18 protein-coding genes are annotated in these 20,924 nt (G+C 55.5%); 8 read left to right on the top strand and 10 right to left on the bottom strand.

The features are described from left to right. Positions 1-2 precede the first annotated feature (2 nt). The 3 genes from efeO to putP form a co-directional block, all read right to left on the bottom strand. A complete protein-coding gene (gene efeO, locus RTM13_RS04990) occupies positions 3-1,130 on the bottom strand; it encodes an iron uptake system protein EfeO (RefSeq protein ID WP_312210634.1) in 1,128 nt (375 codons plus the stop codon). A 54-nt stretch (positions 1,131-1,184) separates the two neighbouring features. Beyond that, a complete protein-coding gene (gene efeU / locus RTM13_RS04985) occupies positions 1,185-2,018 on the bottom strand; it encodes an iron uptake transporter permease EfeU (RefSeq protein WP_312210632.1) in 834 nt (277 codons plus the stop codon). Positions 2,019-2,247: 229 nt separating this feature from the next. Next, positions 2,248-3,753: a sodium/proline symporter PutP gene (putP, locus tag RTM13_RS04980; RefSeq protein ID WP_312210630.1), complete on the bottom strand. Its 1,506-nt coding sequence runs from the start codon at positions 3,751-3,753 to the stop codon at positions 2,248-2,250. A 419-nt stretch (positions 3,754-4,172) separates the two neighbouring features. Between putP and putA the strand changes: the two genes are divergently transcribed. Continuing rightward, on the top strand, positions 4,173-8,135 hold the full coding sequence (putA, locus tag RTM13_RS04975) for a trifunctional transcriptional regulator/proline dehydrogenase/L-glutamate gamma-semialdehyde dehydrogenase (RefSeq protein WP_312210628.1): 3,963 nt from the start codon (positions 4,173-4,175) through the stop codon (positions 8,133-8,135). A gap of 97 nt (positions 8,136-8,232) precedes the next feature. Continuing rightward, positions 8,233-8,628, top strand: a complete 396-nt coding sequence (locus RTM13_RS04970; RefSeq protein WP_312210626.1) for a lysozyme inhibitor LprI family protein — start codon at positions 8,233-8,235, stop codon at positions 8,626-8,628. A gap of 10 nt (positions 8,629-8,638) precedes the next feature. On the opposite strand, the gene RTM13_RS04965 is transcribed toward RTM13_RS04970, so the two are convergent. The 5 genes from RTM13_RS04965 to RTM13_RS04945 all read right to left on the bottom strand — a co-directional run bounded on the left by RTM13_RS04965 (position 8,639) and on the right by RTM13_RS04945 (position 14,082). Continuing rightward, positions 8,639-9,556 carry a DMT family transporter gene (locus tag RTM13_RS04965; protein WP_312210624.1) on the bottom strand — a complete coding sequence of 306 codons (918 nt, stop codon included), beginning with the start codon at positions 9,554-9,556 and terminating at the stop codon, positions 8,639-8,641. 168 nt (positions 9,557-9,724) lie between these two features. Continuing rightward, positions 9,725-9,916 (bottom strand): general stress protein, encoded by a 192-nt coding sequence (locus RTM13_RS04960; RefSeq protein WP_042392600.1) that lies wholly within the window; start codon positions 9,914-9,916, stop codon positions 9,725-9,727. A gap of 320 nt (positions 9,917-10,236) precedes the next feature. Continuing rightward, complete coding sequence (cadA, locus tag RTM13_RS04955) at positions 10,237-12,378, bottom strand: lysine decarboxylase (protein WP_312210622.1); 2,142 nt, start codon at positions 12,376-12,378, stop codon at positions 10,237-10,239. A 10-nt stretch (positions 12,379-12,388) separates the two neighbouring features. Then, positions 12,389-13,708 (bottom strand): putrescine-ornithine antiporter, encoded by a 1,320-nt coding sequence (gene potE / locus RTM13_RS04950; protein WP_312210620.1) that lies wholly within the window; start codon positions 13,706-13,708, stop codon positions 12,389-12,391. A 134-nt stretch (positions 13,709-13,842) separates the two neighbouring features. Further along, the gene (locus RTM13_RS04945) at positions 13,843-14,082 is read right to left on the bottom strand and encodes a helix-turn-helix domain-containing protein (RefSeq protein ID WP_312210618.1); all 240 of its coding nucleotides are present in this window, start codon (positions 14,080-14,082) and stop codon (positions 13,843-13,845) included. Positions 14,083-14,270: 188 nt separating this feature from the next. On the opposite strand from RTM13_RS04945, the gene RTM13_RS04940 reads away from it, so the two are divergent. The 4 genes from RTM13_RS04940 (at position 14,271) to RTM13_RS04925 (ending at position 17,716) form a co-directional block, all read left to right on the top strand. Further along, on the top strand, positions 14,271-14,795 hold the full coding sequence (locus tag RTM13_RS04940; RefSeq protein WP_312210616.1) for a helix-turn-helix domain-containing protein: 525 nt from the start codon (positions 14,271-14,273) through the stop codon (positions 14,793-14,795). Positions 14,796-14,925: 130 nt separating this feature from the next. Further along, on the top strand, positions 14,926-16,437 hold the full coding sequence (gene lysS, locus RTM13_RS04935) for a lysine--tRNA ligase (protein ID WP_312210614.1): 1,512 nt from the start codon (positions 14,926-14,928) through the stop codon (positions 16,435-16,437). Positions 16,438-16,872: 435 nt separating this feature from the next. Continuing rightward, complete coding sequence (gene wrbA / locus RTM13_RS04930) at positions 16,873-17,469, top strand: NAD(P)H:quinone oxidoreductase (protein WP_312210613.1); 597 nt, start codon at positions 16,873-16,875, stop codon at positions 17,467-17,469. A 19-nt stretch (positions 17,470-17,488) separates the two neighbouring features. Next, positions 17,489-17,716 carry a YccJ family protein gene (locus RTM13_RS04925; RefSeq protein WP_042392585.1) on the top strand — a complete coding sequence of 76 codons (228 nt, stop codon included), beginning with the start codon at positions 17,489-17,491 and terminating at the stop codon, positions 17,714-17,716. Between the two features lie 42 nt (positions 17,717-17,758). Here the strand turns inward: RTM13_RS04925 and RTM13_RS04920 are convergent, their stop codons facing one another. Further along, entirely contained in the window at positions 17,759-18,286 is a 528-nt protein-coding gene (locus RTM13_RS04920; protein ID WP_312210611.1) for a hypothetical protein, read from the bottom strand. A 155-nt stretch (positions 18,287-18,441) separates the two neighbouring features. Between RTM13_RS04920 and RTM13_RS04915 the strand changes: the two genes are divergently transcribed. Next, positions 18,442-18,681: a DinI family protein gene (locus RTM13_RS04915; RefSeq protein WP_312210609.1), complete on the top strand. Its 240-nt coding sequence runs from the start codon at positions 18,442-18,444 to the stop codon at positions 18,679-18,681. A 22-nt stretch (positions 18,682-18,703) separates the two neighbouring features. Here RTM13_RS04915 and RTM13_RS04910 read toward each other — a convergent pair whose 3' ends face one another. Continuing rightward, positions 18,704-19,579: a LysR family transcriptional regulator gene (locus tag RTM13_RS04910; RefSeq protein WP_312210607.1), complete on the bottom strand. Its 876-nt coding sequence runs from the start codon at positions 19,577-19,579 to the stop codon at positions 18,704-18,706. A gap of 116 nt (positions 19,580-19,695) precedes the next feature. On the opposite strand from RTM13_RS04910, the gene RTM13_RS04905 reads away from it, so the two are divergent. Continuing rightward, positions 19,696-20,790, top strand: a complete 1,095-nt coding sequence (locus RTM13_RS04905; protein WP_312210605.1) for an NADH:flavin oxidoreductase — start codon at positions 19,696-19,698, stop codon at positions 20,788-20,790. Positions 20,791-20,924 lie beyond the last annotated feature (134 nt).

Here is a 20,924-nt window from a genome sequence, read left to right as displayed (position 1 = left end):
GCTTAATCCAGTCCGAGTACACCGCGCAGCTGGGCCAGATCTTCCGCCAGGGTGGTGATCGGTCCTTTCAGCGCCGTGCGATCGGCGTCGGTCAGTTTGTCATAGGTCTCAAAGCCATCTTTGGTGCGGTATTTCGCGAGGATGGTATCCACTTTCTTGAAGTTAGCGTCCACCTTCGCCAGCAGCTCGGCGTTGCCTTTTTGCAGCTGCGGGCGCAGCAGGTCGACAATCTTCTGCGCACCGTCAACGTTAGCCTGGAAGTCCCAGAGATCGGTGTGGCTGTAGCGATCCTCTTCGCCGCTAATCTTGCTGGCCGCAACCTCTTCAATCAGCCCAGCCGCGCCGCCGACCACTTTAGACGGCGGGAAAGCCAGCTCGCTGATGCGTTTTTGCAGCTCAAGCACGTCGCTATTCAGCTGGTCAGCATACTGCTCCATACCTTTCGTGGCGTTATCGCCAAACAGCGCTTTTTCGAGGCGGTGGAAGCCGGTGAATTTCGGGTCGGCAGCCTTCTGCTCGTAGTCATCTTCGCGGGCATCGATGCTGCCGTCGAGGTCAGAGAAGAGCTCAGCGATTGGCTCAATACGCTCGTAGTGCTGACGCGTCGGGGCATACAGCGATTTTGCTTTTTCGATATCGCCCGCCTTCACCGCGTCGGTAAAGTCTTTGGTCTTCGCTACCAGGCCGCTCATCTCCTGAGTCACGTAAGCTTTATACTCGGTAATCGCCCCGCCGAGGCTTAGCAGCGCGTCACCCTTGGCTGCATCCGCCGTGGCAGCACCTTTCACAATCAGCTTGCCCTTCGGGTTGGTCAGCAGGCCACAGGTCATCTCATATTCGCCCGGCTGCAGGTTAGCGGTCAGCTTTTGGCTAAACCCAGGAGCAATGTTTTCCCGCTCCTCAACAACCATAACGCCCTTGAGGATCTCCCACTCCAGTGCTTTCTGGCTGTGGTTGAGGATAATGAACTGCGTCTTTCCGGCGTTAACCGTGAGATTCATCGGTTCACACTGTTTATCCGTTACCGTAACCTTCACCTGAGGAACATCCGCCGCCTGGGCGCTGAATGCGCAAGCGAGCAGCGCGGCAATACCAACCTGTAAAGCACTACGACGAAAATGCGTTGCCATGACCTTTCCCTTAAAAAAGTATGTTGTAACTACTGTTATCACTATTAATAAACATCAGGAGGCACCGGGAGACATCTGTGCCCCCGGGCGCGGCGGCAGCATAAACAGCACCAGCGCCGGAATAAGGTAGGCAAACCAGACCACTACTTCACTGACGCTGGGCGCCTCCTGGTAGCCAAAAATGCCCTCTAACAGGGTGCCAAACAGCGTGTGGGTGCTCAGCGTATTGCTGAGATCGAAGGCCACCTGCTGGAAATGGTTCCAGAGGCCCGCTTCGTGGAAGGCGCGGATCGCCCCGGCGGCCAGCCCGGCGGCCACCAGCAGAATAAACAGGCTGGTCCATTTGAAAAACGCGGCCATATTGAGACGAATACCGCCCCAGTAGATAAGGAAGCCAATCACGACGGCTGTCGCCAGGCCGGTGAGTGCGCCGACCGGCGGCCAGATCCCAACATCCTGCTGAAACGCCGCCAGCAGGAAGAAGACTGACTCCAGCCCTTCGCGGGCTACCGCAAAGAAGACCATCATAATCAGCGCCCAGCCGTGATGATTGCCCTGCTTCAGGGCGTTATCTACCGCCTGCTCAAGTTGGACCTTAACGTTGCGCGATACTTTGCGCATCCAGAAGACCATCCACGTCAGGATCACCACAGCAATGACCGCCACGATACCTTCAAACAGCTCCTGCTCTTTTTGCGGAAACTCACCGGTGGTTTCGTTGATGATGATACCGAGAGCAAGGCAGAGCGCGGCGGCGAGAAAGACGCCGATCCACATCATGCCAATCCAGCGGCCGCGTTGGGTACGCTTTAGGTAGCTGGCGATGAGGCTAACGATCAGCGCCGCTTCGAGTCCTTCACGTAACATAATGAGAAATGGCACAAACATGCGGTAAACCTTTGAATGTTAAGCAGCGTCAAATGATGCAAAGAAAAGTAAATTTCAATGATAGTGATTATCATTACGCCAGAGATAAACACAAGTAATTTCTGTGCGGAAGTTTCTCAGAATGTTACGTGGGACAACGTGCGGGCTGGAAGGTGAATTGAGGATTAAAAAATTGTTAACATGAAGTAAGAAAACGCACCGGAGAGTGGCTCCGGTGCGTTAAGAACGGTTAGCCTGCTACGCGTGGTTCCGGCTTAGAGTGATAGTGCGCATCCGCCTCGGCAAAGCGCGCCTGCATACTTGCGGACGGCGCTTTATCCAGCAGGCTGAAGAGCACAATACCGATGCTGCCAAAGATAAAGCCAGGAATGATCTCGTACAGGCCCAGCAGCTCAAAGTGCTTCCAGACGATAACGGTTACTGCACCGATGATCATCCCCGCCAGCGCACCGTTACGGGTCATGCGTGACCACAGTACCGAGAAGAGCACCACCGGCCCAAAGGCGGCACCAAAACCGGCCCAGGCATAGCTTACCAGGCCCAGCACGCGGTTTTCCGGGTTGGCGGCCAGAGCGATGGCTACCAGCGCGACCACCAGCACCATGACGCGTCCGACCCACACCAGCTCGGTCTGGCTTGCGTGTTTGCGCAGGAATGCCTTGTAGAGATCTTCCGTGATGGCGCTGGAGCAGACCAGCAGCTGACAGCTCAGGGTGGACATAACCGCCGCCAGAATAGCGGAGAGCAGCACGCCAGCCACCCATGGGTTAAACAGCACCTGCGCCAGCTCAATGAACACGCGTTCGGCGTTCTGGTTTACCGCACCAGCCTGCCCCGGATTATTACTGTAGTAAGCGATACCGAAGAAGCCTACGGCTACCGCCCCGGCCAGGCAGAGGATCATCCAGGTCATGCTGATGCGGCGAGCGTGAACGATGGTGTGGTGGGAATCCGCCGCCATAAAGCGCGCCAGAATATGCGGCTGGCCAAAGTAGCCCAGGCCCCAGCCCAGCAGCGAGACGATAGCCACGAAATTCAGCCCTTTGAGCATATCCACATTTTCAATGCTCTTCTGCTTGATCACCATCAGCGAGTCGTCAAAGCCGCCCACGGAGACCATCACCATTACCGGGGTGAGGATCAGGGCGAAGATCATCAGGCTGGCCTGCACGGTGTCGGTCCAGCTCACGGCCAGGAACCCGCCCACGAAGGTGTAGATGATGGTTGCCGCCGCACCGGCCCACAGCGCGGTTTCGTAACTCATGCCAAAGGTGCTCTCAAACAGACGCGCCCCTGCCACGATGCCGGATGCACAATAGATGGTGAAGAAGAGCAGAATAACCAGCGCGGAGATGATACGCAGCACGCGGCTCCGGTCTTCAAATCGGCCGGTAAAGTAGTCAGGCAGCGTCAGGGCGTTGTTATTCACCTCGGTGTGCACGCGCAGGCGGCCCGCCACCAGTTTCCAGTTAATCCATGCCCCTAAAGTCAGGCCAATGGCAATCCAGCTTTCAGAGATCCCAGAGATAAAAATCGCCCCAGGCAGGCCCATCAGCAGCCAGCCGCTCATATCGGATGCGCCTGCAGAGAGTGCAGTCACCATCGGCCCTAAGCTGCGCCCACCGAGAATGTAGTCGTCAAAGTTTTTTGTCGATCGCCATGCGACAAAGCCAATTAAAATCATGCCGAAGATGTAAACGAGAAACGTCACCAGCATCGGGGTACTCATTGCCATTAAAAAGTCTCCAGATCTTTTCGTCAGCAGACGTGATATCTGCTGCGTTGACCTTTTCCGGAACGGGGAAAAGGTGTCGTTGTTGTGTTGGGCGACCGTATCCTGCCGGAAGCGATTCCTAACCACAATCGATTTAACATGGCATTCACATGAATTACATCCCCGTCACGATACCATTTTCTAATAGGTTGCACTCGCTCACGCTTTGCAAGGTAACACCGTGCAAAAGTGTTAAGCACCGCATGGTTCCTCGGTTTCAAGAGTGCTAGCGCTGCTATTGAGAGGCCGATCACCTTTAACAATCCATTCATTTTTCAGCTTGTTGACCGCGTCACAATTAACACGGTTGCACAAAGTTGCAACATGGTAGATATTTCTCGCTAACGACACAGAGTGCGATATTAACGAGGAGTAGATGCATGGGTAGCACCACGATGGGGGTTAAGCTTGATGACGCCACGCGTGACCGTATTAAGCAGGCGGCGACGCAGATCGATCGCACGCCGCACTGGCTGATTAAGCAGGCCATCTTTAACTATCTTGAGCGCGTCGAGAGCGGTGATGCGCTGCCGGAGCTACCAGGCCAGAATAACGGCGTAGAGAGCGAACAAGCCGACAACAGCGTATTGAAAGATGAGCCGCATCAGCCCTTCCTGGAGTTTGCCGAGCAGATCCTGCCCCAGTCCGTGAGCCGTGCGGCCATTACCGCCGCCTGGCGACGCGCGGAAACTGACGCCGTGCCGATGCTGCTGGAGCAGGCGCGCCTGCCGGAGCCGGTTGCCGATCGCGCACAGAAGCTGGCCTACCGCCTCGCAGAAAAGCTGCGTAATCAGAAAACCGCTACTGGCCGTGCCGGAATGGTGCAGAGCCTGTTGCAGGAGTTCTCCCTCTCCTCTCAGGAGGGCGTCGCCCTGATGTGCCTGGCTGAAGCGCTGCTGCGTATTCCCGACAAGGCCACCCGTGACGCACTGATCCGTGACAAAATCAGCAACGGCAACTGGCAGTCGCATATCGGCCGCAGCCCCTCGCTATTTGTCAACGCCGCGACCTGGGGCCTGCTGTTTACCGGCCGCCTGGTCTCTACCCATAACGAAGCCAGCCTTTCGCGCTCGCTAAACCGCATTATCGGCAAGAGCGGCGAGCCGCTGATCCGCAAAGGCGTGGATATGGCGATGCGCCTGATGGGCGAACAGTTTGTTACCGGTGAAACCATCGCCGAAGCGCTGGCCAACGCCCGCAAGCTTGAGGAGAAAGGGTTCCGCTACTCCTACGATATGCTGGGCGAGGCGGCGCTGACCGCCACCGATGCGCAGGCCTATATGGTCTCCTATCAGCAGGCAATCCACGCCATCGGCAAAGCCTCCAACGGCCGCGGTATCTATGAAGGTCCGGGGATCTCCATCAAGCTGTCGGCCCTGCATCCGCGCTACAGCCGGGCGCAGTATGAGCGGGTGATGAGCGAGCTCTATCCGCGCCTGAAGTCCTTAACCCTGCTGGCGCGCCAGTACGATATCGGGATCAACATTGACGCTGAAGAGGCGGATCGGCTGGAAATCTCCCTCGATCTGCTGGAAAAACTCTGCTTCGATCCGGATCTGGCGGGCTGGAACGGCATCGGCTTCGTGATCCAGGCCTATATGAAGCGCTGCCCGTTTGTGATCGACTACCTGACCGACCTCGCCTCGCGCAGCCGTCGTCGCCTGATGATCCGTCTGGTGAAAGGAGCCTACTGGGATAGCGAAATCAAACGCGCTCAGGTTGAGGGGCTGGAGGGGTATCCGGTCTATACCCGCAAGGTTTACACCGACGTCTCCTATATCGCCTGTGCGAAAAAGCTGCTCAGCGTACCGAACCTGATCTACCCGCAGTTTGCGACCCACAACGCCCACACTCTGGCCGCTATCTATCAGCTTGCCGGCGAGAACTACTATCCGGGCCAGTATGAGTTCCAGTGCCTGCACGGCATGGGCGAGCCGCTCTATGAGCAGGTGGTAGGCAATATTGCCGACGGCAAACTGAATCGCCCCTGCCGTATCTATGCCCCGGTCGGTACCCATGAAACGCTGCTGGCCTACCTGGTCCGCCGCCTGCTGGAGAATGGCGCGAACACCTCCTTTGTTAACCGCATCGCCGACACCACCCTACCACTCGACGAGCTGGTGGCCGATCCGGTGACCGCCGTTGAAAAACTGGCGGCCCAGGAGGGGCAGATTGGTCTGCCGCATCCGAAGATCCCTCTGCCGGTGGATCTCTACGGCGAAGGCCGGGTTAACGCCGCCGGGCTGGATCTGGCGAACGAGCACCGGCTGGCATCCCTCTCCTCTGCCCTGCTCAACAGTGCCCTGCACAGCTGGCAGGCCGGACCGATGCTGGAGCAGCCGGTTGAGGATGGCGAGATGAGTGCCGTTATCAACCCGGCTGAACCGAAAGACATTGTCGGATACGCGCGAGAAACCACGCCTGCTGAAGTTGAGCAGGCGCTGGAGAGCGCGGTGAACAACGGGCCAATCTGGTTTGCCACCCCTCCCCAGGAGCGGGCTGCCATTCTGGAGCGTGCCGCCATGCTGATGGAGGATCAGACCCAGCAGCTGATCGGTATTCTGGTGCGTGAGGCGGGTAAAACCTTCAGTAACGCCATCGCCGAAGTGCGCGAAGCCGTGGATTTCCTGCGCTACTACGCGGGCCAGGTGCGTGACGATTTTGACAACGAGACGCACCGTCCGCTGGGTCCGGTGGTCTGTATTAGTCCGTGGAACTTCCCGCTGGCGATCTTTACCGGCCAGGTTGCCGCCGCTCTCGCAGCGGGTAACAGCGTGCTGGCGAAGCCGGCTGAGCAGACGCCGCTGATTGCCGCCCAGAGCGTGGCCCTGCTGCGGGAAGCGGGCGTTCCTGCCGGGGTCGTTCAGCTCCTGCCGGGCCGGGGTGAGACCGTTGGCGCGCAGCTGACCGCCGACAACCGCGTGCGCGGCGTGATGTTCACCGGCTCGACCGAGGTCGCCTCCCTGCTGCAGCGCAGCATTGCGCCGCGCCTCGACGCACAGGGCCGTCCGACGCCGCTGATCGCCGAAACCGGCGGTATGAATGCGATGATCGTTGACTCCTCGGCGCTGACCGAGCAGGTGGTAGTTGATGTGATGGCCTCGGCGTTTGACAGTGCTGGTCAGCGCTGCTCCGCGCTGCGTCTGCTCTGCTTGCAGGAGGATATTGCCGATCACACTCTGAAAATGCTGCGCGGCGCGATGGCTGAGAGCCGGATGGGTAACCCTGGCCGTCTGTCGACTGATATCGGTCCGGTAATCGATGCGGAGGCGAAAAACGCCATTGAACGCCATATTCAGGCGATGCGGGCAAAAGGCCATGCGGTGTTCCAGGCGGTGCGGGAAAATAGCGAAGATGCAAAAGAGTGGCAGACCGGTACCTTTGTTGCGCCAACGCTGATCGAGCTGGACAGCATCGACGAGCTGAAAAAAGAGGTCTTCGGCCCGGTACTGCATGTGGTGCGTTACAGCCGCAGCCAGTTAGATGAGACCATCCGCCAGATCAACGCTTCCGGCTATGGCCTGACCCTCGGGGTGCATACCCGTATCGACGAGACCATTGCTCAGGTCACCGGCAACGCTTACGTGGGCAACCTCTATGTCAACCGCAACATGGTGGGCGCGGTAGTGGGCGTCCAGCCGTTTGGCGGTGAGGGACTCTCCGGCACCGGTCCTAAAGCGGGCGGCCCGCTCTACCTTTACCGCCTGCTGGCAAGCCGACCGCAAAATGCGCTGGGGGTTACCCTGGCACGGCATGATGCAGAGCGGCCGGTGGATGCCCGTCTACGCAGCGTGCTGGCCCAGCCGCTGGAAGCCCTGAGCGCCTGGGCGACCAGCCGCCCTGAGCTGGTGGAACTCTGCCAGCAATTTGGCGAACAGGCGCAGAGCGGCACGCAGCGCCTGCTACCTGGCCCTACCGGCGAGCGCAACACCTGGACTCTGCTGCCACGGGATAGCGTGCTGTGCATGGCTGACAACGAGCAGGATGCGCTCGTGCAGCTGGCAGCGGTGCTGGCGGTGGGCAGCAAGGTGCTGTGGCCGGAGGATGGACTGCATCGCGATCTGGTGAAACAGCTGCCGCAGGCGGTTGCGGAGCGTATCGCCTTCTCCAGGCCGGAGTCGCTGCTGAGCCAGCCGTTTGACGCGGTGATCTACCACGGCGACTCTGATCAGCTGCGGACGATCTGCGAGCAGGTGGCCGCGCGTGATGGGGCAATTATCTCGGTGCAGGGCTTCGCCCGGGGTGAAACGACGATCGTACTTGAGCGTCTCTATCTGGAACGTTCGCTGAGCGTCAACACCGCCGCGGCCGGAGGCAACGCCAGCCTGATGACAATCGGTTAATCGTGTAAAATCCCCGGAGGCGCTACGCTTACCGGGGCTACAATGTAACCGTAGGCCGGATAAGCGCAGCGCATCCGGCTTTTTTATGGGGGGAAAAATGAAACGTCTATTTATGGCAGGCGCGGCTTTGCTGCTGAGCACCGGCGCGCTGGCGGACGAGTGTGACAATGCCAGCACCCAGTCCGATCTGAACAGCTGCACCGCACAGCAGTATCAGGCGGCAGATAAAAAACTCAATGAGACTTACGAGGCCGCCATACAGCGGGCCGCAGCACCGCAGCGCGAGCTGTTGAAAAAGGCGCAGCAGACGTGGATTAGCCTGCGCGACGCCGACTGCGCGCTGATCGTCTCCGGCACCGAGGGCGGAAGCGTGCAGCCGATGATCCATAACCAGTGCCTGCACGATAAAACTGCGGAGCGAGAAGCCTTTCTGGCCTCGCTGATGCAGTGCGAAGAGGGCGATCTTAGCTGCCCGCTACCGCCGGCCAACTGATCGCCCCACCCTACTCTTCGGTTAATGACGCCGTCGCCGACGGCGCTTTTTTTCTGTTGATCTTTAGCTCGCTGACCAACACGCCCAGCACAATCAGCACTCCGCCAAACAGCGCCAGCAGCGGCAGGCGTTCACCCGCCAGTCGACCAAAAATGCCCGCCCACACTGGCTCACCGGTATAGATCACCGTTGCCCGGGTAGGCGATACGCTGCGCTGCGCCCAGTTCATGGTGACCTGAATAATGGCGCTGAAAATGCCCAGACCGGCGGCTACCAGCAGCAGCGCAGGTGAGAACGGCGGCACGGACTCTCCGGCTGGACCCGCAGCGGCAAACGCCACCACCGACGCGGTAGCCAGCTGGATCACGGTCACCCGGCGGATATCCACTCTGCCCGCCCAGGCGCTAATAAGAATAATTTCAGCGGCAATGGCTACTGCGCTAACCAGCGTGATCCACTCCCCTTCTCCCATTGCCAGCAGGTTGCCATCTGGTCCCGCCAGTAAAACCAGTCCGGCAAAGGCCAGCGCGATCCCCACGCAGGACATCAGACCCGGCAGTCTGCCGAGGCAAAGCCACTGCAATAGCGGCACCAGCGGCACATACATCGCCGTAATAAAGGCGGATTTGCTGCTGGAGATGGTCTGGAGTCCCCAGGTTTGCAGGCCGTATCCAAAAGCGATGGAGACCCCGATAGCCACGCCCGCCTTGATCTCAAGCCATGTGATACCGCGCAATACCTTAAGGGAAAGCAACGCAACCGCGATAGCCGCCGTAGCAAAGCGCAGGCCGACAAAAAAGAGCGGACCGCTCAGGGTTACCGCGTACTGAACGGCCAGAAACGTGCCGCCCCAGAACATGGTGATGAGGATCAGGAGTGCCTCTTGCGGCTTAACAGAGAATTTATAGCGAGAAAAAAAAGGGATCATTTTACCACCGGCCCAGAGCGAAGCCCCGTAGTGTGCGATGGCAGAAGAGTCAGTTCAACGGCTTAGCAGAAAAAAGACATAAAAAAACCGCCGGGCGAACCCGACGGCGGGACAAATGTAAGAGGGGTCATAAAATTAACTTATCTTACGCTGCGATGGTACTGGCATCTAGCGGTTACCGCCACCGCCCTGGCCGCCACCACCATGGCTACTTTTGCCCCCTTTTTTGCCAGCTTCTGATGCGCGCTCAGGGTCGTTTTTGAAGTTACCCCCGCTGTGCTGGCCACCTTTACGACCTGCTTCTGATGCTTTTTCACGATCTTCTGCGAAGTTACCAGAACCACCACGATGTTCTGCCATTTCTGACCTCCAGAATTAATACATTAGACATCATACTGCATTCAGTAAAAGAGAATTCTTTCACCTCACGGCGTATAAAGAGTAGATATTTCGTCGCCGCGTGAAAGTAAGCTTAGTGCAACCTACACTGTCGGCCAGCGAACAGTAATATTCTGCAACAGGATATCAGGCAAAAGCATGGTTTCTTCACGTTTCAATCCATAAGCCTTTCTTATCTCTTACGAAATCAAGCGGACTAAAAGTGTGTCAATTTGCTACTGACTGTTACCCCGTTTGCGTCGGCGGGCTCCGCGCCCGCCGCTGTTCTGCCTGAAGCCATGTTACTGGCTGTTTTTTAATACTTTTATTGTGTATCTGCCGTCTGCCTTACGGTATGCGCCATGGATATCGGTCTCAAATCCTGGATAGTGTGAGCCGATCTCGCACAGCATTTGAATAAACTCCAGCACCGGTCGGTTATTCTCCGTCAGCATTTCGCCCGGCATCACCAGCGGCACTCCCGGTGGATACGGCAGGATCATGTTGGCGTTAACGCGGCCAATCATCTCATCGATGTAGACCTCTTCGACGTCACCGTTCAGCTCTTTCTGCCAAGCAGCCCACGGATTCATGACCATTTTTGGCAAAGTTTCAAAGGCACGATACATCAGCTCAGGCAGGTTATGCTTGCCAATCACCTCATGCATTCCCTGCGCCAGCTCCTGAATACGCATCTCCTTATAGAACTCAGGATCGAGAGCATAGAGTGCGGGCATCATCTCCTTAATACGCTGGTTACTGTCATACTCGCGCTTGAAGTCTGTCAGAGCGCGCAGCAGGCTCAGCGCCTTGGTTTCGTCAATGCCGATGCTGAACAGGAACAGCAGATTGTAGGGGCCGGTCTTCTCGACCACGATGCCGTGATAGTCGAGGTATTTCGAAACGATCCAGGCTGGAATACCGCGCACCGTCATTTCGCCCTGCTTATTCATCCCTGGCGTCAACAGCGTCACCTTCACCGGATCCAGATGCATATGGTTGTCATCTATGTTTCTGAAGCCGTGCCAGTTATCCTCGCCTTTCAGCGGCCAGCACGCGGTTGTGCTGATATCTTCCGGTTGCCAGACGTCAAAGAACCAGCCGTCGCATTCGTTGCGGAGCTTTTTGATCTCCTGGCGGAAGGAGATGGCGCGCTCGATAGAGTTCTGTACCAGCCGTTTTCCGGCGCTGCCCTCCATCATCGCCGCCGCGGTCTCAATGGAGGCGACGATCCCGTAGTGAGGCGATGTGGAGGTGTGCATCATAAAGGATTCGTTAAAGGTCTCCTCGGTGAAATCGCCCTTAATATGGATCATGGACGCCTGGGAAAACGCCGCCAGCAGCTTATGGGTCGACTGCGTTTCATAGATTACCTTGCCCTCTGTGCGCTCACCGCTCATGCCGCACAGCCCTTTATAGATAGGATTGAAGTTGGTATAGGGAACCCAGGCGGAGTCAAAGTGAATCGAGTTCACCTCAAGGTTCTGCTTGATATAATCGGTGTCATAGAGCAGACCATCATAGGTGGAGTTGGTAATAACCGCATGCACCGGCCAGCTGGCACCTGGCGTCGCGTCAACTTTTTGCTGAATGGACACTCGGGAAAACTCACTTTGTGGAATGCCGCCCAGAATGCCGAAGGCGTTACGAGTAGGACGCAGGTAGATAGGCGTGACATCGCTCATCATCAGCAGATGGGTCAGGGACTTATGGCAGTTACGATCGATCAGCACCGTACTTTTCACCGGCGCTGAATACATGCCGACGATTTTGTTGGCCGTCGAGGTGCCGTTAGTCACCATGTAGCTACGCTCGGCGTTAAAGGTGCGGGCGATATACTCCTCTGCCTCTCTGTGTGGGCCAGAGTGATCCAGCAGCGACCCCAGCTCCGTTACCGATACCGAGATATCTGACTTCATGGTATTGGCACCAAAGAAGTCATAAAAAAGGCTGCCAACCGGGCTTTTCTGAAACGCGGTTCCCGACATATGGCCCGGCGTACAGAAGGTATATTTCCCGGCGTTAACATAGTTAAAGAGCGCCTTTGTCAGCGGCGGCAGAATTTTATCGTAGTAGGACTCCGTGACCTGCTGGATTTTATTAGCAATGTCGCAGGCGACGTCGAGTGCATACTCAAAAAAATGAATATTGGCATCTAAGTCACGCAGGGTAAGATCGAGCGCACTGTTTTTATTAGCAAACATATACATCGGTAGACGATCGTTGAGCGCACCGATCTGCTGAGTCAGACTCAGGTTATAGCTATCCCAGTCAATAACCACGCCACAGATTTTGGCGTTATTGTTAATGAGCCCCAGCAGATCTTCAACGTCCTCTGGGTAGAGAATACGGAAATCCATGGCACTTAAGCGCTGGCCCAGCTCCTGCAGTGCGGTCTCTTTAAAAATAACGCCAGGATGATTCATTATTGCTATGGTTTTCATTTTAATATCCTTATTTATTTATCAGAGTGTGTTTATCTTGCTTATCAATAAAAATTCCCCAGAATGACCAGCCTGCAAACGTGGTGAGCGCCCCGAGCATCATCGCCTCTTCTCCGGAAGCGTAGAGGGCATAGAAGCTGTAGACGGTGCCGATCAGGGCAGTACAGGCATTGATTCTGAACTGGGATTTGGTGACCCCCGCGAGGCGCTGCATGGGAATAAGCGCCGCCATTGAGAGGACGTAGGGAATAAGGTTGGTAATGACCGCCAGGTTAACCAGGCTATTAAACTGTTTATTGAGGGATGGGCTAATGGTCATTAACGCCAGCAGCGTCTGGATAATGCCGAGAATGATCATGCCTACCACAGGCGCATCGGCTTTCGTGACGCGGGAGAATATGCGCGGGAAATAGCCGATATCCGCCGACGACTTAAAGACGCGGCCCACGGTAAACTGCCACCCCAGCAGGGAGCCGATACAGGCGAGGGTCATCAGCAGCATCACCACTTTACCCACGAAGGGGGTAAACATGCTGGCATAGGCCAGGCCAAACGGCGCGGTAGAGTTGAGCAGGTCGGCATTCGGAACAATACCGGAGATGACGTTTGTCGACAGGATATAGATCACGGCGCAGGCCAGCGTGCCGCCAAATACGGCGATAGGAACATTCTTTTGTGGATTCTCAACCGCGTCCATATTGGCGCAGGCTGACTCCAGGCCTAAAAATGCCCACAACGTCATTGAAATAGAGGTCGAGACCGCCGAGAAGAAGCTGCTGTTGTTAGGGTTCCACGCGCTGATATAGAGCGAGGGCTTAAACCAGAACCAGCCAAACACGCTCAGGCCGACAACCGGAATAATCACGCCCCAGACGGTTACGGAGCCGATACGCCCGGTGATTTTTGCCCCACCGAAGTTACAGATGGTCGTCACCCAAATAACGCCGATAGTTGCCAAGCACGCGCCTACTGGAGAGAGAACTACGCCAAAAAAATCGCTGCCGTAGCCTACCGCGGAAATAGCGATGGCGATATTGGCAATTAACAAGCTAATTGCGTAGGTATAATTGGAAATGAAGTTTCCGGACTTACCAAACGCATATTCTGCATAGCCGCCCATGCCGCCGCTCTTTTGGCTAAACAGGCCGCATTTAGAGAAAGCGTAGGCCAGCGCCAGCGATCCTAACGCCGTAACTACCCACGACAGAATTGATATTGTACCGACCTCAGCTAATTTGGTCGGCAGCATAATAATCCCTGAGCCCATCATATTAACTGCAGTTAATACGGTGAGCTGGAGCACACCCATTTTATTCCCAGGCTGACTCATAATGCCCTCTTACAGATATAAAAATAGATTGCCAGTAATCGTTAATTACTGCCCTGTTGATAATAATTTTGTTTTACTGCGCTGTATTATTCATGGCACGGCGGGACTTAATATTTCGCCAGCAAGTGCTTCTCTCAGTGCGTATCCTTCTGTTTTACGTAACGGCTGGGCCAGATCTGCGCAGGCTCTACGCCAATGGCATCGGCAATAATGCGTTCTGCTTTTGGGTAGGCGCGTGAGAGCACGTTTTTTAAGGTGTCCGGTTTGAGACCGGCCTGAATTGACAGTTCGCGTATTGAGTAGCCGCGCTTGTGAAGCGCGGCGACAATGTCGATGCGACACCAGTCAGTCTGCGTGGCTTCAACTTTACTCATAATTCATCTAACCTCTTTTTCAACCCTATGGGATAATCCCGAACGTTAATCACCAGGTGATCACGTGGTAGTATCATTGATCTCTTTTGAGATGAATAAAAGCGTTATCTGAAGAATTTGTGATTTTAAACTCGTTTTATGGTCTCTATGAAGATCAGACTACATAAACCGTTGCGGATGGGCTAACAATGGAAGGCGAAGAGACAATTTCATACCGTACAGCTGAGCAGGAGACGCTGGCGGACAGGCTAAGGCTACTGATTGGTAACCGCAGCACCCGTGCCGCCGCTGAAGAGTGGCAGCTCCCCTACTCCACGCTCAATAATTACATCAGCCGGGGAACCGACCCCTCTTTCAACGTTGCCATAAAGATTGCCGAACGGGAGAACGTCTCTCTGGAGTGGCTGGCCTATGGCGGTACCAACCGTAAGCCCCGAGAGCTGAATGAGACAGAGGCAAAGTGGCATGTTACGTCCAGGCCTGTGGACGATCCCCTGCAGTTTGCCTGGTCAATGGTCTATTCGTCACTGGATGACAATGAGCGTGAAGCGCTGCTGCGCGTTATTCATAAAGAGGGCGTGCAGGGGATCATGAGTCATGCCGAGGTCTTTGGCCCACTGGCGCGCCATATCGCTTCGCTCTCTACCAGCGAAAAAGCCCGCTTTACCCAGGAAGCGATGACGATTATTGAGAAGATCAAGCGCAACGCGTAGCGAGGGCTTGTTAACGGTTTCGGTAACCCCAATTAAGATCAATGTGATCTCATTTTAGATAAAAACGCTTGCTTTTGCCCGCCACCCGGACGTAGATTGTTATGAAAATAGCGATACACAAGGAGCGGCTATGAGCGACGAGAGAGCAGTGTTTGAGCATGAGTTAACGGGTGAACGGGAAGTACGCCGCGAAAAACTGGCGCAGCTACGTGGGGAGGGCATTGCTTTCCCAAATGATTTTCGCCGCAACAGCACCGCAGATGCGCTTTGTGAGCGCTATGCAGGTTGTGATGCCGCGACGCTACAGGTCGAAAACGTTCAGGTTGCCATAGCCGGTCGTGTGATGTCGCGCAGGATCATGGGCAAAGCCGCCTTTCTCGTTCTACAGGACTGCGGCGGAAAAATTCAGGTCTATGCCGCCCAATCCACGCTGGGTGAAGAGCCCTACCAGCAGCATATAAGACGCTGCGATCTTGGCGATATTGTCGGCGTGGAGGGTACGCTGTTTAAAACCCAGACCGGCGAGCTTACGCTCCATGCCAGCCGGATCGCTCCGCTGACCAAAGCCCTGCGGCCGCTTCCTGATAAGTTCCATGGCTTAGCGGATCGGGAGATGCGCTACCGGCAGCGCTATCTGGATTTGATCGTCAACGACAGCGCGCGCCGTACCTTTATCACTCGCTCAAAAATTCTCAGCGCCATTCGCGCGTTTATGCAGGCACGCGGCTTCTTAGAGGTGGAGACACCCATGATGCAGGTTATTCCCGGCGGCGCGTCGGCCAGACCTTTTATGACCCATCATAATGCTCTTGACCAGCAGATGTACCTGCGTATCTCTCCTGAGCTCTATCTAAAAAGGCTGGTAGTTGGTGGCTTCGAGAAGGTGTTCGAGATTAACCGCAATTTTCGCAACGAGGGAATTTCAGTTCGCCATAACCCTGAATTCACCATGATGGAGATGTACGAGGCCTATGCCGACTACAACGACCTGATTACCTTTACCGAAGCGCTCTTCCGTCACGTAGCGGAGACGGTGCTGGGAACGACTACCGTGACGTATGGTGAATGGACGTTTGATTTCGCCCAACCCTTTACCCGCCTGACCATGACCGAGGCGATCCTGCGCTACGGTGACGGTATTGTCCCTGCGGATCTGGCGACGCTGGATGCGGCACGGCGTCTCGCCAACCGCCTGGGTATCGTGATTGAAGCGGGCTGGGGACATGGCCGCATTATCACAGAACTCTTTGATACGGTTGCTGAAAAGCAGCTTATTCAGCCTACGTTTATCACCGAATACCCGGCCGAGGTCTCCCCGCTGGCGCGCAGAAACGACGCTAACCCGGAGATCACCGATCGTTTTGAGTTTTTCATTGGCGGTAGAGAGATAGGCAACGGCTTCTCCGAGCTTAACGATGCTGAGGATCAGGCCGAGCGCTTTAGAGAGCAGGTTATTGCCAAAGAGGCTGGGGATGACGAAGCGATGTTTTACGATGAGGACTATGTGACGGCGCTTGAGTATGGTTTACCTCCCACCGCCGGGTTAGGTATAGGCATCGATCGCATGGTGATGCTGTTTACTAATGCCGCCTCTATTCGCGATGTGATCCTTTTTCCGGCGCTGCGTCCAATAAAACCGTAGCCATTTTTTAGCAAATACGCTTAACAGGAGGATTGAATTGTGCAGCATTATAATTCATTACAACGTCAATACCGGTTGCCTGTGTACGCTCAATGAAAAGGGGGAGTTTACGCTCGCGACCACCCTGAGCGGTTGCAAAGTATTATCCGGCGATCTCCTTAGCAGTAATATGGAGTGCTACGGTCAGACGACGGTGTTTAATTTGTCGTCAAATATCTCTCTGGATATTGATATTAAATATCGAACCCGCTCTGAAGCACATGCGATAAATTTGTTACAGAAAATGACGCAATAAAGCGTCTCCCCTCCGTATTCAGGGATTAGTCCGCAGCTTTTGCGGCTAATCCCTTTGCAAAATAAGCGCGATCCGATTTGCACTCTCAGCCTGACGGCATATCTTTAAATATACTGTAAGGGCAACCGAGGAGTGAAAAGATGGCAAAAGTTTTGGTTCTCTATTATTCCATGTACGGGCACATTGAGACCCTGGCACAAGCCGTAGCAGAAGGCGCAGGCAAGGTAGAGGGCGTGGAGGTGGTGGTTAAGCGCGTACCAGAGACCATGCCGCAGGAGCTTTTCGAAAAATCGGGCGGTAAGGCGCAGGCAGCTCCGGTCGCTACTCCGCAGGAGCTGGCTGAATACGACGCCATTATTGTGGGTACACCAACGCGGTTCGGCAACATGTCCGGGCAGATGCGTACCTTCTTTGATCAGACCGGTGGCTTGTGGGCATCCGGTGCGCTCTACGGCAAAGTTGCCAGCGTATTCAGCTCTACCGGTACCGGTGGCGGCCAGGAGCACACAATTACCTCAACATGGACTACGCTTGCACATCATGGAATGGTAATTGTGCCGATCGGCTATGGCACAAAAGAGCTGTTCGATATCTCTGAGGTTCGCGGCGGCACGCCCTACGGCGCGACGACCATTGCGGGTGGCGACGGTTCTCGTCAACCCAGCGAGGAAGAGCTGACCATTGCCCGCTATCAGGGCGAGTACGTGGCCGGCCTGACCGTTAAGTTAAAAGGTTAACCCTAACAGGAGAAGTAAGATGCCAAATCAGGAAGCAAAAGCTCATCACGTCGGCGAATGGGCAAGTATCCGTAATACTTCGCCAGAAATTGCCGAAGCCATTTTTGAAGTTGCCAACTACGACGAGAAGCTGGCAGAGCAGATCTGGGAAGAGGGAAACGACGAAGTGCTAATTCGTGCCTTCAAGAAAACCGATGCCGATTCGCTGTTCTGGGGCGAACAAACCATTGAGCGTAAAAACGTTTAAGCCCCCTCGCCTCCCCTGCCTGTGCAGGGGAGCGATAACATCCTACCACCCTAGCGTCGAACTGATTTCACGACGATAGAGCGTAGCAATCTGTTCTGGCACCTGCTGAATATAGCGTTTCGCGTGCTCACGCTCCTCTCCCGTTAGCCCCTGCAGATAAGCGATGGCCGCTTCAACCGTGGGTGTTTTACCCTCAATAGAGTCAATTCGCGCCGGCAGCGCCGTCCAGATAAGGGCATCGATGCCGCGCTGACGCGCCCAGTCGGCAAGCACGCCCGTTGTCTGGGGAGTAATATGTAGCGATCCTACCCCGTCCACCCGCTCCTCCGGGATCCCCTCCCGCTTGCGCAGCGCCTGACACGCCTCGTTAAGAGAGGGGGTAGCAAGTGTCGCCCAGAGCACCGGAACAGGCTTTGCGTTAAGGCAGATGGCCGTAGCCAACTCCCCACCGTCACTGACGCGTGTAAACTCAATGGGTAGCGCCGGGCCGTCATGGTGCCACTCGCCCGCCACGGGTAGCTCGCCCGATTTCCAGACCAGCGATCCCCAGCCCAAACACACTATTTTCATCAGCCTTGCTCCTGTAGATGCGTCATATCAACACTAAAGCTTTAACTATGAACGTGATAAAGCGCAACCCGGAGACGATGTATTTTGCTTTACCTTGGCTGGCAAGCCTTCTATAGTAACGCCTGTATATATAACCAGGCTTCGAGGGTGGGTGTGTGTTTGTTGAATTAGTGTATGACAAGCGAAACGTGGCTGGGCTGCCGGGCGCACGTGAAATTATCCTGGACGAGCTGACGCGTCGGGTTCACCGCATCTTCCCGGACGCTGATGTGCGGGTCAAACCGATGCAGGCCAACGGGCTAAACAGCGACGCCAGCAAAAGCGACAGAGAGAAACTGAACCGTATGCTGGAAGAGATGTTTGAAGAGGCCGACATGTGGCTGGTCGCAGAATAAAACCGCTTCGGCGGTTTTATTTCTATTGGTTAAGCGAGGCTTTCAATGCCTCAATAAACAGGCTGACCCGCTGCGGTAAATAGCGGGTCGTTGGCAGCAATGCCCATACTGAAAGCATTTGCGGCTGAGCATCGCTGAGGGTTACTTCAACCAGTGTCCCGTCAGCAATCTCCTTCATGACATCCCAGCGGGTGAGTTGGGCGAGTCCCATTCCCTGAACACACAGCTCCCTGACCCCCTCCACATTATTTGAACTGAAGCGGCCTTCAACGCTGATGCTCGTATTTTGCCCGGCCGCCTCAAACGTCCACTGCGGCACGCTGGTTAAGCGCAGACAGGGGTGATCGCCTAGCTGCCGAAGCATTTCAGGACGTCCGTGGCGCTGAAGATAGGTCGGAGAAGCGCAGATAATTCGCGGGTTATCTGTAATTTTGCGCGCAATCAGCGTTGAGTCGCGCAGCGGCGCAATACGTATCGCCACGTCAATACCGCCACCGACAATGTCCACTACGTCTTCATTAAGCTGAAGATCGACGTTGAGGTGTGGATTAGCCGCTAACAGTTCTGGGATTAGCGGCAGAATGTTTCGCCGCCCAAATCCAGAGGGAGCCGTAACCCGTAATAGCCCAATGGCACCCGCTGTTTTGCCGGTAAACAGCGACTTTGCCCCCTCCTCCGCTTCGACAAGTGCTTTGGCGTAGGGCAGGAACTCTGTTCCCTCTTCGGTCAATGACACTGAACGCGTAGTGCGTTGCAGAAGGCGTACGCCCAGCTCATGCTCCAGCCCAGCCAGTCGCCTTGAAACAGCCATAGGAGACATGTCGAGCCGCCGCGCGGCTTTCGCCAGGCTGCGGGTTTCGCAAATGGTAAGAAAGAGCGAGACATCCTGCAGATGCATAAAACCCCTCATTATAACGAATAATGTTATACAGACGTATCATTGCAGCCAGTTTATGCCAGAAAAAAGAGCGATTACATTTATTTTTTGATTTAATACTCATCAGGAGTTTTAGTATGAAAGCATCAACGCTGTTTACTTCATACCCTCTCGGCAAGCTGTCTCTACGTAACAGGATGGTTGTGGCACCGATGACCCGCGTTACGGCGTCTGTCGATGGCATTGCCAGTGAACGTATGAAAGCCTACTACGAGGATTTTGCGCGAGGAGGCTTCGCTCTTGTCATTACCGAGGGCATCTATATTGATACCGCCTGGTCACAGACCTACGCCTATCAGGCCGGATTAACCAGCGCCAGACAGTCTGCCGCCTGGAGAGAGATTGTCGAGGCTGTCCATGGTCATGGAGGCCGCATTTTTGCCCAGATCCAACACGCTGGCGCGCTCTCGCAGGGTAACCATTTTCAGAAGGGTACCGTTGGACCCTCGGCGATCCGTCCCGTAGGTAAACAGATGTCATTTTACCGGGGTGAAGGTGAGTACCCTGTTCCGCGTGAGCTGGAAGAGGCGGAGATCCTCGGTATTATTGCCAGCTTTGCTGACGCCGCGGCACGTGCGGTTGAGGAAGCCGGTTTTGATGGCGTGGAGATCCACGGGGCGAACGGTTATTTGCTTGATCAATTCTTTACCGACTACACCAACCTGCGTACCGACAGATGGGGCGGGGACATCGCCGGACGGCTTACCCTAAGCCTGGAGACGATCAAGGCTGTCAGAGCGCGCGTGGGTCAGCATGTTCCCGTAGGGATCCGCATCTCTCAGGGCAAAGTCAATGACTTCGTTCATAAGTGGGCCAACGGTGAAGAGGACGCTAAGACGGTATTTACGCTACTCGCCAGTGCAGGTCTGGACTATCTGCATCTGACCGAGTACGAAGCGTGGCAGCCTGCCTTTGCGGGCAATCCACTCTCCCTTGTGGCACTTGCACGGAAGTACGCCCCCGAGCTGACGATTATGGCTAACGGCAGCCTGCACGATGACGCTAAGGCGACGGAGGTTATGAACAGCGGGGCTAACTTTATCTCCCTTGGACGCGGGGCGCTGGCTAACCATGACTGGCCATTGCGCGTTGAGCAGGGCAAACCGCTCCAGCCGTTTGATAGCGCCATCCTCGGCCCCATCGCTGACATTAAAGAGTGCGAACTACCGTAGCGATCACGCCGATCGCTTTTCAGAGAGAGGCCGGGCAGCGAACGAATACGCCCGGTCATCATCCCTTTTTCGGATAACTCCTCCTCGCCTCATAGATCGTGATCCTTTTCTCCTTTTAAGAAATTACCTGCGCA

The organism is Pseudescherichia sp., from assembly GCF_031979925.1.
Lineage (GTDB): Bacteria > Pseudomonadota > Gammaproteobacteria > Enterobacterales > Enterobacteriaceae > Pseudescherichia.
The sequence above is the reverse complement of the archived record's forward strand: the minus strand, read 5'-3'. Positions and strand labels throughout refer to the sequence as shown.